Consider the following 14069-nt stretch of genomic DNA (forward strand, 5'->3'; position numbering starts at 1 on the left):
CGTCGGCAGGTCCCGGACCTGCGGAAGGTCAGGGACTATCGACTCAGCGCAGGCGCGGGCGGACGTGCAGGCCGACCTCGGGGTCGACCACGACCTCCTGGGCGGCGACCAGGCCGTCGACCTCGAGCGTCGCGTCGAGGGCCACGTTGCGCTTGACGAGCGCGAGGGCGATCGGGCCGAGCTCGTGGTGGCGGGCGGAGGTGCCGACCCGGCCGATCGCCTTGCCGCCGGCGTCTCCCGCCAGGACCAGGTCGGAGCCGACCGCGGGCAGCCGGTTCTCGGAGCCGTCGAGGTGGAGCAGGGTCAGCCGACGGGGCGGGCGGCCGAGGGTGTGCACCCGGGCGACCGTCTCCTGCCCGCGGTAGCAGCCCTTGTCGAGGTGGACCGACGGGCCGATCCAGCCGGCCTCGTTGGGAATCGTGCGGGCGTCGGTGTCGAGGCCGTGGCGCGGCTCGCCCCGGGCGATCCGGAGCGCCTCGAACGCCCAGGTGCCGGCGGCCGGCCCGGCCGCGTCGGCGTACGTCGCCAGCTGGTCGCGCGGGATCAGCTCGTAGGCGTCGTACCAGCCGGTGCCGGTGGTCGACGACGGCCGCCAGGTGACCGCGAGGTCCTCCACGAGCGTGACCTCGACGCGCATCATGAACCGCATCCGGTCCAGCCAGGCGACCAGGGCCGCGCCGGTGCCGGGCTCGGTGTGGGCGGTGAACGACTCGCCGTCGTCGACGCCGACGAAGGCGTGCTCGACGTGCCCCTGCGGGCTGAGCACCAGCGCCCCGGTCCACTGCTTCGGACCGAGCGCGTCGAGGTGCTGGGTGGTGAGGGAGTGCAGCCAGGTCAGCCGGTCCGGGCCGGTCACGCGCAGGACGTCGCGGTGGGAGAGGTCGACGAACCCCTCGCCGGCGTCGAGCAGCCGCTGCTCGCCGTACAGGGAGCCGTAGTGGGCCGCCACGGGCGCGTCGATCCCGTCACCGGCCACTGCTCCGGGAAGGTCGAGCAGGGTCATGACGGGCACTCCTCGCAGTCGCCGAACACGGTCAGGTGGCCCACGTCGGCCACGAACCCCTTCTGGGACCGCAGCGCCTCGACGAACGGCTGCACCATCTCCGGGTCAACCGACTCCACGCGCCCGCAATTCCGGCAGACCAGGTGGAAGTGGGTGTGCCCCGTCACCGCGTGGTACGTCGGGGCGCGGTCCGAGAGGTGCGCGTGCCGCACCAGGCCGAGCTCCTCGAGGACCTCGAGGGTGCGGTAGACGGTGGAGATGTTGACCGCGGTCGAGTGGGTGCGGACCTCGGCGTACACCTCGTCGGGGGTGGCGTGCCGCAACGTCTCGACGGCACCGAGGATCAGCTCGCGCTGGGGGGTGAGCCGGTAGCCGCTCCCCCGCAGCCGGGACCTCAGGTCGTCGCTCATGGCCGGTCCCCTCAGGCCCGCTGCAGCCGAGCCCAGGTGTGCGGCTGCAGCTCCTGGCCGGCCATCTCGACGTCGTTGGCGTAGAGCAGGTCGCCCTCGACGTTGCCGTACATGCGGTGGGCGGAGGTGACCTCCTTGGCCGTCTCGGTCGAGCCGATCCCGGCCGTGCGCAGCTCGATCTTGCCACCCTCGGCCTGGCCGTACCAGATCTCGCTCAGCCCGGTGTTGTGCGTCAGCACGACCTCCAGCTTCCCCCCGGGCAGGGCCCGCCAGAAGCCGGTCTCCAGGGCGCCCTCGCGGACCTTCTCGCCCTGCTCGTCGATGATCCAGGAGCGGGAGAAGTAGTGGAAGAACGGCCGCCCGTCGTGGGTGAAGATCAGCTCCTGGCCGAACTGGAAGCCCTCGATGGTGGGGTAGTCGCCGTGCCCGTTGCCGCGCCAGGTGCCGAGCAGCCAGGCGATCGGGCCGCAGTCGGGGTGCAGGTTCTCGGGGATCTCGAACGGCATGGACCCAGTCTAGAGTCGCAGCGTGGTCCGTCCTCTTCTCGTCAAGGTCACCTGCGGCGCCGACGACCCCGAGCGCGCCAACCAGGGCTTCACGGTCGCCTCGCTGGCGGTCGCCGCCGGCGCCGAGGTGTCGCTCTGGCTCTCCGGCGAGTCGGTCTGGGCGGCGGTCGCCGGCCGCGAGGACCCGTTCACCCTCGAGCACGCCGCCTCGCCCCGCGCGCTGGTCGCGGCGGTCCGCGCCGCCGGCACGGTGACGGTGTGCAGCCAGTGCGCGGCCCGGCGCGGCATCACCGAGGCCGACCTCGACGAGGGCGCCCGGATCGCCGGCGCCGCGGTGTTCGTCGAGGAGGCGCTGCGCGCGGACGTCCAGGCGCTCGTCTACTAAACGACGTACGGCGGCCTGCCGATGACCCCACCATGGTCCTCGTGTCCTCGCTCCGCGCCGCCCTGCTGACGGCTCTCCTCATCCTCGCCGGTCTCCTCGTCCCCGCCCCGGCCCACGCGGCCGCCCCGGCCCGGCTGGCGGTCGCCCCGGCCGCACCGGTGGCCGGCGAGCGGGTGGTGGTGACCGGCACCGTCGGCAGCGCCCGGCCGGTCCGTCTCCAGGCCCGGGCCGGCCGCGGCTGGCGGGTCCTCGCGACGGGCCGCAGCTCGCGGGCCGGCCGGTTCACCGTCACGACGACCCTCGCCGCGACCAGCACCCTGCGGGTGCTCGCCCCGCGCAGCGGGCGGAGGAAGCAGGTCGTGACCGCGGAGCGCGTCGTCCCGGTCGCGGCCCAGTCCGCCCGGCTGACCCTCATCGGCACCGGCACCAGCGGTACGGCGACCGCCGCCATCAGCCCGGTCCGCGCCGGCCGGCCGGTCCTCCTCGAGGCGCTCTCCGGGGGCGCCTGGCGCACCGTCGGTGCGGCCGCCGGCCAGTCGGCCCGCGGCGGCGTCAGCTGGTCGCTGAGCGGGCTGCCGCGCGCGGAGTCGCGGTCCTACCGGGTCCGGGTGCCCGCCTGGCGCGGCATCCCGTCGTACACGGGCGGGGTCGTGGGATTCCGTCCGACGCCGGTCACCTGGGCCGTGCCGCAGGAGGTCGAGGCGCTGGCCATCGACACGACCGGCGGCGCGCCCGTCGAGAGCAAGGACACCTATGTCGCCGGGGCGATGACCCTCGACGGGGCCACGCGTCCGCTGAGGATCAAGGGGCGCGGCAACAGCACCTGGGGCTGGCCGAAGAAGCCCTACCGGATCAAGCTCGACAGTGCCGCGTCGCTGCTCGGGCTGCCGGCCGAGAAGGACTGGGCGCTGCTCGCCAACCACGGCGACCCCAGCCTGCTGCGCAACTGGGCGGCCTTCGCCCTGGCCGACCGGACCCGGCTGGGCTGGAACCCGCACGGTCGCTTCGTCGACCTGACGCTGAACGGCGTCGCGCTGGGCAGCTACCTGCTCGTCGAGGTGGTCGAGCGGGCCCCGCAGCGGGTCGCGCTGCCGGAGGACGGGCTGCTGCTCGAGGTCGACGAGCGCTACAGCTGGTCCGGCGAGCCCGGCTACACCACCGAGCGCGGCATGCCGATCGCCTACAAGGACCCCGACGACCCGACCGCGGCGCAGGTCGCCGAGCTGACCGCCCGCCTCGAGGGCTTCGAGGACGTGCTGGCGTCGATCGGCGAGGACCCGGAGGCCGACTGGTCGTCGTACGTCGACACGGCGTCGTTCGTCGACTGGTACCTCGTGCAGGAGCTCTTCAAGAACCTCGACGCCGACTTCTACTCCAGCATCTACCTGACCTGGCAGCCCGGTCAGCCGTTCCGGATGGGCCCGGTCTGGGACTTCGACCTGAGCAGCGGGTTCGACGGCTGGTTCGGCGAGGAGTACGGCGCCCCCACGGGCTGGTACATCCGCGGCGACGGGAGCGCCGGACCGGGCGACCACGCCCGGCACGACACGCACTGGCTGACCCGGCTGCTGGACGACCCCGCGTTCGCGGCCCTGGTCGAGGCCCGGTGGGCCACCTTCGCCCCGATCGCCCGGGACCTGGTGGCCCAGCTCCCCGCGGCGAGCGCGGTCATCCACGACTCCGCGGCCGCCGACCTGGCGCGGTGGCCGGACCGGCCGTGGGGCGGGATGGTCCACGGGGCGGACCACCCCGAGGAGGTCGCCTACCTCGCCGGCTGGCTCGACGCCCGGATCACCTGGCTGGACGGTCAGCTGTCCTGACCGCCCAGCCGGTGACGGCTACCTGACCCGGACGGTCGCCGAGGCGCTCGCGGGCAGCACCGCCGTGGTGCCGGAGTACGACGCCGTGTAGGTGCGCTTGCCCCTCTTCGGCTTCCGCACCGTGACCTTCGCGACGCCCCTCACGAGGCGCACGCCGGCCTTGGCCGTCCGGCGGCCGTCGCGCACCGTCACCGTGCCGGCCGGGCTCGCCGTACCCGGCACGGCCACCCGGACCGTGATCGTCACGACCTTCTTCCTCGCGCTGTACGACGCCGTCGCGCTCGCTCGGGAGGTGTTGCGCACGACCGCGGTGGGGGCCGAGCTCGCGGTCCCGGAGCGCTCGTAGGAGCTGTCGCCCGACGGGACCGACATGGGCATCTCGTGGAGGAAGCCGCTGGCGTCGATGTTGGTCACCCGGACCGTCAGGCGGCTGCCGGCGTCGGCGACGGTCGGGCGGTAGGTCCGCCCGTTGCCGACGACGGTGCCGCCCCGCAGCCAGGCGAAGGACCAGTCCGACCCGGCGCTGAGGTTCCAGGTGCCGGTCGTCGCCGTGAGGGTGCCGCCGACGACCGGCCGTCCGCCGATCGTCGGTGCGGTGAGGGCGGTCACCTGGTTGGTCAGCACCGCGCTCACGTCGCTGGCCCACTCCCCGCTGCGCCCCACGATCGGGGTCGCAGTGGCGAAGCTCGCGCCCCGCTTCCACCAGGAGCTGATCAGGGCGTGCTGGAGGCTGTTGTCCCAGCCCTGGAACTCGACGCGGTAGCTCCGTGCGGGGAGCAGGTCCTCGAACCGGTAGCTGCCGTCGCGCCTCAGCGAGGCGTCGTCGACGACGCGCCCGTCACCGTCGTAGAGACGGACGGTCCCGTCGTCGAGCGGCCCCTGGATGCCGGAGAGCGTGCCGCGGATGCCGGCGTGCTGCTGGAGGGTCGTGGTGGGCGCGGACGCGGTCCCGCCGGCAGGCACCGTGACGGTCGCGCTGCGGGGGAAGCTCTGGCCGCCCCCGAGGTAGGTCGACACGTACCTGAGGTCGTCGTCCGCGACGCCGGGACCCTCGAAGAGGATCCGGAAGGTCGAGAGGCCCGGGTTCCTGCCGTCCGCCTCCAAGGAGGCAGGGTCCAGGCCGGTGAACCGGTAGCGACCGTTCCGGTCGGTCATGGCCGAGTCGAGGTGCTCGAACCCGCTCGCCACCGTGGGATCGATCGCCGAGACGTACACGCCGCGCACCGGCTTGCCCGCGACGTCGACGACCGTCCCGGTCAGGTCGACACCCTGGAGCTCACCGGTGGTGCGCGGTGCCAGGACGACGTCACGCCCGGTGACGTCCTGGTCGCGGCCGACGACGATCTTGGTCGAGCTCTCCAAGTTCGGAGCGTCGTTCCAGAACTCCGGCAGGAACTGGTCGCTGTAGTCGTAGAAGCTCACCGCGTAGCTGCCGACGGACAGCCGCGGAAGGGAATAGCGGCCCGCCCGGTCGGTCCGGACGTTCCCGCGATAGTCGCCGGCCTCGTCGAAGAGCTCCACGCCGACCGAGGAGAGAGGGGCACCGGCCGGGTCGGTCACCCGGCCGCTGATGGACCCACCCTGCGACAGCCGCACCTCGCCGATATCGACGACCTCCTGGCCGTCGTGGTCGATGACGGCCGCGCCCTCCGCGGTGGGCTTGTCGTCGTACCACTCCGTGGCGTAGTCGCCGCGCTCGTCCTCGAACTTCAGCACGTACTCGCCGGCGATGGGGCGGAGGTCGAAGCGACCGTGCTTGTCGGAGTACGTGCTGTAGCGATAGATGCCTCCCGGCGAGGCGGCGTCGTAGGCCAGCACCCGGACGTCGCGGACCGGGCGGCCGACGGCGTCGGTCACCCGACCGGTGATCGTCTGCTCGAGGTCGAGCTCGATCTCGTCGAGGACGACGGCCGCCCCGTCGACGACGATCTCCTCGGCGGTCGCCTGCGACGCGGCGTCGTCGTACCACTCGGTGCGGTAGCGGCCGTTCGACCAGTCCTGCACGGAGAGCTGGTAGACGCCGTTCGGCACCGGTACCGAGAAGCTGCTGCTGGACCCGTCGAGGTACAGCGTCCGGTAGTGCTGGAAGGTCACTCCGCCGTCACCGTCCGGCGCCTGGCGGTGCAGCTCCAGGCGGGCGCTGAGCGGCTGTCCGTCGGCGGTCACCGTCCCGCTGATCGGCACCCACCCGGTCGCTGCGGTCGCAGGGGCGGCGCCCGCCGTCAGCGACCCCGCCACGAGGGCCCCGGCGAGGGACCACCCCGCGATCCGTCGTCCACTCAGCCCGACTCTGTGTTGCTGCACTTCTCACTCCTGAGGTTGTCCGGTCCCCCCGTATTGAGAGGGGAACCTAGAACGGCGGAGGTCACGGCGGGGGCGATTTCCCGAGTCCGCCCGACCCACGCCGGCGTCGGTCCAGACCAGTCGTCGGCGTACGACGGACGGGCGCTCACCCCTCGCCCGTCGTCACCGGAGCCCGCGCCGACCACTAGGCTCACGCCCCATGAGCGGCGAGCAGCACCCCGGTGACGACGGAGCCGGACGACGCTGGCGACGCCGGCAGTCGCCCACGTCCGCGACCCCTCCGCCGGCCGTTGCGCCGCCGTCCCCGGAGGAGTTCGCCGGACTGATGCGCGAGGCCACCGCCGCCGCCGAGCAGGCCACGGCGCTGCGGCGCTCCGCCGAGCTCGCCGCGGCCGAGGCGCACGCCGAGCGGCTGGTCGCCGAGGACGCCGCCCGCGAGGCGACGGCGGCGCGCGAGTCGGCCGAGCGGGCGCTGGCCGACTACCGGGCCTCCGTCGAGGAGGCGTACGCCGTCCGCACCGCCGCCGAGGAGGCCACGGCCCGTGCGGTCGAGGAGCGCGGGTCGGCCGAGAACGCGGCCACCGAGGCGGTCCGGCTCCGCGAGGAGGCCGAGCAGGCCGCTCGCGAGCAGGCCGAGGCCGCCGCCGAGACCGCCCGGCTGCGCGAGGAGGCGGAGCGCGCAGCGACCGCGGCGGCCGAGGCCCGCCAGGCGGCCGAGGACGCCGCCCGTGAGCAGGCCGAGGCGGCCGAGGGCGCGCACCAGGCCCGACTCGCGGCCGAGGACGCCGCCCGTACGGCGGGCGAGACCGCGCAGGCCGCCGAGGAGGCGCGACTGGCTGCCGAGGAGGCGGCCCGTGGCCAGGCCGACGGCGCCGAGGCCGCCCACCGCGGCCGCTCTGTCGCCGAGGAGGCGCTGCGCGAGGCGGTCGCCGCCGCCACGACCGCCGCCGAGCAGCACGCCGGGCTCACCCGGGCCGCGACCGAGCAGCGCGAGGCGGCCGAGGCCGCCGCCGCGGAGCAGGCCGCCGCCCGCGAGGCCGCCGACGCCGCCGCCGCGGAGCAGGCCGCCGCCCGCACCGCCGCCGACGAGGCCGCCGCCGCCCAGGCCGCCGCCGCCCAGAGCGCCCACGAGGCCCGCACCGCCGCCGAGGAGGCCGCCCGGGTCGCGGCGACCGACGCCGAGGCCGCCGCGGTCGCCCGCCGCGAGGCCGAGGAGGCCGGCCGCGAGCAGGCCGCCCGAGCGGGGCAGGCCGCCGCCGCCGAGCACGCCGCCCACGCCGCCGCCACCGAGCAGGCCGAGGCCGCCCGGGTCGCCCACGACGCCCGGGCCGCCGCCGACGCCGCGGCGGCCGAGCAGGCCGCCGCCCGCGAGGCCGCCGAGACCGCCGCCGCGGAGCAGGCCGCGGCCCGCACCGCCGCCGACGAGGCCGCCGCCGCCCAGGCCGCCGCCGCCCAGAGCGCCCACGAGGCCCGCACCGCCGCCGAGGAGGCCGCGCGCGCCGCCACCGCGGACGCCGAGGCCGCGCAGCGCTCCCGCGAGGCCGCCGAGGACACCGCCCAGGAGCAGACGGTCGCCGCCGCCCAGGCCGCCGCCGCCGAGCACGCCGCCCACACGCTGGCGTCCGAGCAGGCCGAGGCCGCGCGGGTCGCCCACGAGGCGCGGGCCGCCGCCGACGCCACCGCGGCCGAGCACGCCGCCGCGGCCCAGCAGTCCGCCGACGCCCGGGCCGCCGCCGAGGCCGCGGCCACGGAGGCCTTCACCGCCCGCAGCGCCGCCGACGAGGCCGCCCGGCTCCAGGCCGAGGCCGCCGAGCGGGCCCACGCCGACCGGACGGCTGCCGAGCAGGCCGCCGCCGCCTCCGCCGTGGTGAGCGAGCAGTCCCACACCGCCCGCACGGCCGCCGAGCAGGCGGCCCGCGAGCAGGGCGAGAGCGCCGGCCAGGCCGCGGCCGCCGAGCAGGCCGCCCACGCGGTGGCCGCCGAGCACGCCGAGGCCGCCCGGGTCGCCCACGAGGCCCGGACGGCCGCCGAGACGGCCGCGAGCAAGCTGGCCGCCCAGGCCGAGGCGGCCCACCAGGGCCGGGCCGAGGCCGAGGCGGCCGCCGCGGCCGCCGTCGAGGCCCGCACCCGGGCCGAGGCCGACGCCCAGGCGCACGCCGAGCTGGCCGCCCAGGCCCGGGCCGCGCTCGCCGAGGCCGAGCAGCGGCTGGCCGAGCAGGCCGACGCCCTCACCGCGGCCCTGGCCGCCCGCGAGGCCGCCGAGGCCGATGCCGCCGAGCACGCCCGGCTCCGGGCCGAGGTCGAGGACGCCGCCGAGCAGCGGGCCGTCGAACGCCAGGCCGTCGAGTCGTCGGTGCGCTACCAGGCCGAGCTGGCCCAGGGCGCGCTCGAGGAGCGGCTGGTCGCCGAGCAGCGGGCGGCCGACCTGGCCCACCAGCTCGCCGAGACCCGGGCCCACCAGCTCGGGGTCGAGCCCGGCACCAAGCGCGGCAAGCGGCCGACCCCGACCGCCGGCGAGACGACCACCGCGCCCGCCGTACCGGCCGAGCCATCGGGTCCGGTGACCTTCAAGCGCGGGCGTGGCCGCCGGGTCCTCTCGGCGCTGCTGCTCCTGGCCGCCCTCGCGGGCGCGGCCGGGACGGCGTACGTCGCCACCGAGGGCGACCTGCTGAAGCCCCTCGGCATCGGGCTCTCCGCGGCCACCGTCGTCCTGGTGCTGCTGGGCCTGCTGGTCCGGCCGCGCGGCCGGACGGTCACCGTCGACGCCGGCGTCGTGGTCATCGCCGACGGCGACAACCAGCACCGCTTCGACCTGACCAGCGACCGCACGGTGGTCGAGGTCCAGGGTTGGCCGGGCGACCGCGACTGGCGTCTCGACTTCGTACGGCGGAGCCTGCCACCGGTCAGCGTCGACCGGCGCTCGGTCGACCCCGAGGAGTTCCTCCGGGTGCTGCGCCGGTGGCGCCCCGACCTGTGAGCAGCGTCGTGTGACCGGTCAGGGGCAGGCGGACCTCGACCTCGTCGGTCGCTACCTCGCCCGCCGCGACCCCGGCGCCGACACCGAGCCGGCCGACGTGCTGGTCCTCTGCGGCAGCGCCGTGCTCGCGTCCGTCGACGTCGTCGCCGACCTGTGGCGCCGCGGCGTGGCCCCCACGATCGTGGTCACCGGCGGGGTCGGCCACTCGACGTCGTACCTCCGCGCCGCCGTCGCGCATGCGGTCGACGACGTCCCCATCGCAGGGCGGAGCGAGGCGGCGGTCCTGGGCGAGCTACTCGCCCGCGCGGGGGTCCCCGCAGACGCGGTGCGACTCGAGGAGGAGGCGACCAACTGCGGCGAGAACGCCCGGTTCACCCTCGACCTGCTCGGTCCGGGTCCGGGCACGCTCCTCGTGCTGCAGGACCCGACGATGCAGCGTCGTACCCATGCGTCGTTCGAGCACCTCGGTGCGCGGGTCCGCAGCTGGGCGCCCCTGGTCCCGATCGCTGCCGCCCGCGCCGGGGTCTGGAGCGAGGAGCGGTTCCGGTCCCTCGTCCTCGGAGAGGTACGACGGCTGCGCGACGACGAGCACGGCTACGGCCCGCGCGGCGCCGGGTTCATCGGCCACGTGGACGTCCCGGGGGACGTGCTCGCGGCCGCCGACCGGCTGGCCGCGGCCCACCCCGGGTCGGTCAGGGCCGCGGTCACGGATTCAGGGCAGCCCTGAGCCGGTCCGCGACCCAGTGGTTCGCCGCGAGCGCGCTCCGGCCGACGCCGACGATGTTGAAGAAGCCGTGGATCTGGTCCTCGAACCGGCGCAGCTCGACGGTCGCGCCGGCCTCCTCGAGGAGCCGCGCGTAGGCCTCGCCCTCGTCGCGCAGCGGGTCGAAGCCTGCCGTGACGACCAGGGCCGGCGCGAGGCCGGCGGGCAGCTCGGCGTACGCCGGCGACGCCCGGGGGTCGTGCACCTCGCCGCCCGGCAGGTAGCTGCGCGAGGCGAGCTCGCGGAACGGCGTCGAGAGGTAGAACCCGTCCGCGAACAGCCGCGAGCTGAGCGTCGCGCGGTCGTTGTCGGTCACCGGGTAGACCAGCAGCTGGAAGGCGACCGGCAGACCGTCGCGGGCCGCCTCGATCGCGACCCCGGCCGCGAGGTTGCCGCCGGCCGAGTCGCCCCCGACCGCCACCCGGTCGGGCGTCGTCCCGAGGTCCGCGGCATGCTCCAGCACCCAGCGGTACGCCGCCTGCGCGTCGTCGTACGCCGCCGGGAAGGGGTGCTCCGGCGCCAGCCGGTAGTCGACCGCCAGCACCCGCACCCCGGACCGCTCGGCCAGCAGCCGACAGGGGGCGTCGTGGGTGTCGAGGTCGCCGAAGAAGAAGCCGCCGCCGTGCAGGAACACCAGCAGCGGACCGGTCGGCGCGGCGCCGCTCGGGACGTAGAGGCGCGCCCCGAGACCGGCGACCCGCAGGTCGCGGACCGACCCGACCGGCTGCTCGCCGCCCGCGAGCCGGGTCTGGCGGACCGCCAGCGCCCGGCCCTGGGGGATCGGCAGCCGCCCGACGTCCGGCTGCCGGCTGACCCGCTGCAGGCGCAGCATCAGCTGGGTGTCGGCCGCCAGGGTCTGGCCGTCGAGGCGGACCGGTCGACCTCCCAGCCGCCGCTGGGCGGCCTCCGGGAGCGCCATCGCCGCCGCCAGGACCCGCTTCTCGACCTCGAACCTGATGTCCACGGCAGTGACCCTAGCGAGGCGGGCGGCGAGGACACCTCCCGTTCACCCTCCGGTGCCACACTGGCGGCATGTCAGCCGAGATCGTCCCGGCCCCCTCGAGCGAGGCCCCTCCCGAGGAGCCGTTCGACGTGGAGCCGCCGTACGTCCCCGACCACGAGGCCCTCGCCGCGGTCGAGAAGTACGACGACCGCTTCCTCGACCGGGAGCTTTCCTGGCTGCACTTCAACCAGCGGGTGCTGGAGCTCGCCGAGGACCCCGCGCTGCCGCTGCTGGAGCGGGCCCGGTTCCTGGCCATCTTCACCAGCAACCTCGACGAGTTCTTCATGGTCCGGGTGGCTGGCCTCAAGCGCCGGATCGCCGCGGGCCTGGCCGTGCGCGCCGCCTCCGGGCTGATGCCGCGCGAGGTGCTGGAGAGCATCTGGTCGACGACCCGTGGGCTCAGCGAGCGGCACGCCCGGGTCTTCCGCGACGACATCGTGCCGTCCCTGTCGGAGGCCGGCATCGACCTGGTCCGCTGGGACGACCTCGACCGCGAGGAGCAGAAGGCCTGCAAGCGGCTGTTCAAGGACCGGGTCTTCCCGGTCCTCACCCCGCTCGCCGTCGACCCGGCCCACCCGTTCCCCTACATCTCGGGGCTCTCGCTCAACCTGGCCGTGCTGATCCGCAACCCCAAGACCGGCAAGGAGCACTTCGCCCGGGTCAAGGTGCCGCCGATCTTCGCGCGCTTCGTGCCGCTCGGGAACCAGCGCTTCGTGCCGCTCGAGGACGTCATCCGCGAGCACCTCAAGCGGCTCTTCCCCGGCATGGAGGTCCTGGAGGTGCACACCTTCCGGGTCACCCGCAACGAGGACCTGGAGGTCGAGGAGGACGACGCCGAGAACCTCCTCGCCGCGCTCGAGAAGGAGCTGCTGCGCCGCCGCTTCGGCCCGCCCGTGCGCCTCGAGGTCGAGGAGTCGATCTCCGACTCGGTGCTGGAGCTGCTGAAGGAGGAGCTCGGCGTCCGCGAGGAGGAGGTCTTCCGCCTCCCCGGCCCGCTCGACCTGCGCGGCCTGCACGGCATCGCCGACCTGGGGCGCGAGGAGCTGAAGTACCCCGCCTTCGTGCCCACGACCCACTACCGGCTGGCCGAGGTCGAGTCGGCCGCGCCCGTCGACGTCTTCAAGGCCACCCGCCGCAACGACGTGCTCCTGCACCACCCCTACGACTCGTTCGCGACCTCGGTGCAGCGCTTCATCGAGCAGGCCGCCGCCGACCCGCACGTGCTCGCGATCAAGCAGACGCTCTACCGCACCTCCGGCGACAGCCCGATCATCGACGCCCTCATCGACGCGGCCGAGGCCGGCAAGCAGGTGCTGGTGATCGTCGAGATCAAGGCCCGCTTCGACGAGCAGGCCAACATCCGCTGGGCCCGCAAGCTGGAGCAGGCCGGCTGCCACGTCGTCTACGGCCTGGTCGGCCTGAAGACCCACTGCAAGCTCGCGCTCGTGGTCCGCGACGAGGGCGCCAGCGGCGGCGGCATCCGCCGCTACACCCACATCGGCACCGGCAACTACAACCCCAAGACCTCGCGCATGTACGAGGACCTCGGGCTGATCACCACCAACGAGACCATCGGCGAGGACGTCGCCCACCTGTTCAACAACCTGTCGGGCTGGTCGCGCAACGCGTCGTACGACGAGCTGCTGGTCGCGCCCGACTCGGTGCGGACCGGGCTGGTCGACCAGATCCACCGCGAGATCGCCCACCACGCCGCCGGCCGGCCCGCCCGGATCCGGATCAAGGCCAACTCGGTCGTCGACGAGGCGGTCATCGACGCGCTCTACCTCGCCTCGCAGGCCGGCGTACCGGTGCAGCTCCTGGTGCGCGGGATCTGCGCGCTGCGGCCCGGCGTACCGGGGCTGTCGGAGACGATCGAGGTGCGCTCGGTGCTCGGCCGGTTCCTGGAGCACAGCCGGGTGTCGTGGTTCGAGAACGGCGGCGAGCCGGTCGCCTGGATCGGCTCGGCCGACATGATGCACCGCAACCTGGACCGCCGCGTCGAGGTGCTGGTGCGGCTGCCCGGCGAGGACAGCATCGGCGCGATCGGCGAGCTGCTCGACCTCGCCTTCGACGCCGACACCTCCGCGTGGCTGCTCGACAGCGACGGGGAGTGGACCCGCAACGACGGCTCGGTACACCTCCAGGAGACGCTCATCGAGCAGCAGCGACGCCGCCGGCCGAGTGCGTGAGGGGCGCCTGAGGGCTGCCTGACTTGCGTCGTTCGGGACGCCACCCCCTAGCATGATGGCGTTCTGCACCTCCTCACCAGGAGTTCTCCGTGGGTTTGCGTTTCCGACCGGTCGACACTGCGTTCTACGACCTCTTCACCGAGTCGGCGAATCACCTCGTCACCGGCGCTGCTCTGCTGTCCGAGATGCTCGCCGAGGGCGCTGACCACGCCGACGTCGCACGTCGCATGCGCGAGGCCGAGCACGCCGCCGACGAGACGACGCACCGCCTCTTCCGCAAGGTGAACTCGACGTTCGTCACGCCGTTCGACCGCGAGGACATCTACTCGCTCGGGTCGGGACTCGACGACGTGATGGACATGATGGACGAGGTCGTCGACCTGATCCTGCTCTACGAGGTGAAGGTGCTGCCGCCGGAGCTGTCGACGCAGGCCGAGATCCTGCAGCGCTGCGCCGAGCTCACCTCGGCCGCGATGCCGCAGCTGTCCTCGCCGGGCTCCCTCGAGGAGTTCTGGATCGAGATCAACCGGCTCGAGAACGCCGGCGACAAGAACCACCGTCGTACCCTCGCGAAGCTCTTCAGTGGCGAGTACAAGACGATCGAGGTCCTGAAGCTGAAGGACATCGTCGAGTCTCTCGAGGAGGCGATCGACGCGTTCGAGAAGGTCGCCAACATCGTGGAGCAGATCGCGGTCAAGGAGTCCTGAGG

Annotated in this window: 11 protein-coding genes; 6 read left to right on the top strand and 5 right to left on the bottom strand. The window is 74.6% G+C overall.

From position 1 onward, the window contains the following. Positions 1-43: 43 nt before the first annotated feature. From ygfZ to BLT76_RS18935, 3 genes are read right to left on the bottom strand one after another with little or no spacing between them, the layout of a single operon-like run. On the bottom strand, positions 44-1003 hold the full coding sequence (gene ygfZ, locus BLT76_RS18925; RefSeq protein WP_090859722.1) for a CAF17-like 4Fe-4S cluster assembly/insertion protein YgfZ: 960 nt from the start codon (positions 1001-1003) through the stop codon (positions 44-46). Next, positions 1000-1413, bottom strand: coding sequence for a Fur family transcriptional regulator (locus BLT76_RS18930; protein WP_090859724.1), 414 nt, complete (start codon positions 1411-1413; stop codon positions 1000-1002). Before BLT76_RS18930 ends, ygfZ begins: the two co-directional genes overlap by 4 nt. Before the next feature lie 11 nt (positions 1414-1424). Next, positions 1425-1919, bottom strand: a complete 495-nt coding sequence (locus tag BLT76_RS18935) for a heme-binding beta-barrel domain-containing protein (protein WP_090859726.1) — start codon at positions 1917-1919, stop codon at positions 1425-1427. Between the two features lie 22 nt (positions 1920-1941). Between BLT76_RS18935 and BLT76_RS18940 the strand changes: the two genes are divergently transcribed. Together BLT76_RS18940 and BLT76_RS18945 are read left to right on the top strand one after the other, a co-directional pair. Further along, positions 1942-2304, top strand: coding sequence for a DsrE family protein (locus tag BLT76_RS18940; protein WP_090859728.1), 363 nt, complete (start codon positions 1942-1944; stop codon positions 2302-2304). 41 nt (positions 2305-2345) lie between these two features. After that, positions 2346-4124 (top strand): CotH kinase family protein, encoded by a 1779-nt coding sequence (locus BLT76_RS18945; RefSeq protein WP_139175685.1) that lies wholly within the window; start codon positions 2346-2348, stop codon positions 4122-4124. Positions 4125-4142: 18 nt separating this feature from the next. Here BLT76_RS18945 and BLT76_RS18950 read toward each other — a convergent pair whose 3' ends face one another. Next, on the bottom strand, positions 4143-6428 hold the full coding sequence (locus BLT76_RS18950) for a carboxypeptidase regulatory-like domain-containing protein (RefSeq protein ID WP_090859731.1): 2286 nt from the start codon (positions 6426-6428) through the stop codon (positions 4143-4145). Positions 6429-6627: 199 nt separating this feature from the next. Between BLT76_RS18950 and BLT76_RS18955 the strand changes: the two genes are divergently transcribed. Beyond that, positions 6628-9405: a hypothetical protein gene (locus BLT76_RS18955; protein ID WP_139175687.1), complete on the top strand. Its 2778-nt coding sequence runs from the start codon at positions 6628-6630 to the stop codon at positions 9403-9405. Between the two features lie 10 nt (positions 9406-9415). Further along, positions 9416-10132 carry a YdcF family protein gene (locus tag BLT76_RS18960; protein WP_090859735.1) on the top strand — a complete coding sequence of 239 codons (717 nt, stop codon included), beginning with the start codon at positions 9416-9418 and terminating at the stop codon, positions 10130-10132. Here BLT76_RS18960 and BLT76_RS18965 read toward each other — a convergent pair. Then, positions 10110-11132, bottom strand: a complete 1023-nt coding sequence (locus tag BLT76_RS18965) for an alpha/beta hydrolase (RefSeq protein WP_244509487.1) — start codon at positions 11130-11132, stop codon at positions 10110-10112. The two genes, BLT76_RS18960 and BLT76_RS18965, sit on opposite strands and share 23 nt — an antisense overlap. Positions 11133-11200: 68 nt before the next feature. On the opposite strand from BLT76_RS18965, the gene BLT76_RS18970 reads away from it, so the two are divergent. Together BLT76_RS18970 and BLT76_RS18975 are read left to right on the top strand one after the other, a co-directional pair. Next, positions 11201-13360 (top strand): RNA degradosome polyphosphate kinase, encoded by a 2160-nt coding sequence (locus BLT76_RS18970; protein ID WP_090859737.1) that lies wholly within the window; start codon positions 11201-11203, stop codon positions 13358-13360. 89 nt (positions 13361-13449) lie between these two features. Beyond that, the gene (locus tag BLT76_RS18975; RefSeq protein WP_090859739.1) at positions 13450-14067 is read left to right on the top strand and encodes a DUF47 domain-containing protein; all 618 of its coding nucleotides are present in this window, start codon (positions 13450-13452) and stop codon (positions 14065-14067) included. Positions 14068-14069 lie beyond the last annotated feature (2 nt).

This window comes from Nocardioides lianchengensis, from assembly GCF_900101465.1.
GTDB classification, from domain to species: Bacteria; Actinomycetota; Actinomycetes; order Propionibacteriales; family Nocardioidaceae; genus Nocardioides; species Nocardioides lianchengensis.

Coding starts and splice junctions, on each gene's coding strand:
- ygfZ (WP_090859722.1), bottom strand. CDS start 1,003: ATGACCCTGCTCGACCTTCCCGGAGCAGTGGCCGGTGACGGGATCGAC.
- BLT76_RS18930 (WP_090859724.1), bottom strand. CDS start 1,413: ATGAGCGACGACCTGAGGTCCCGGCTGCGGGGGAGCGGCTACCGGCTC.
- BLT76_RS18935 (WP_090859726.1), bottom strand. CDS start 1,919: ATGCCGTTCGAGATCCCCGAGAACCTGCACCCCGACTGCGGCCCGATC.
- BLT76_RS18955 (WP_139175687.1), top strand. CDS start 6,628: ATGAGCGGCGAGCAGCACCCCGGTGACGACGGAGCCGGACGACGCTGG.
- BLT76_RS18970 (WP_090859737.1), top strand. CDS start 11,201: ATGTCAGCCGAGATCGTCCCGGCCCCCTCGAGCGAGGCCCCTCCCGAG.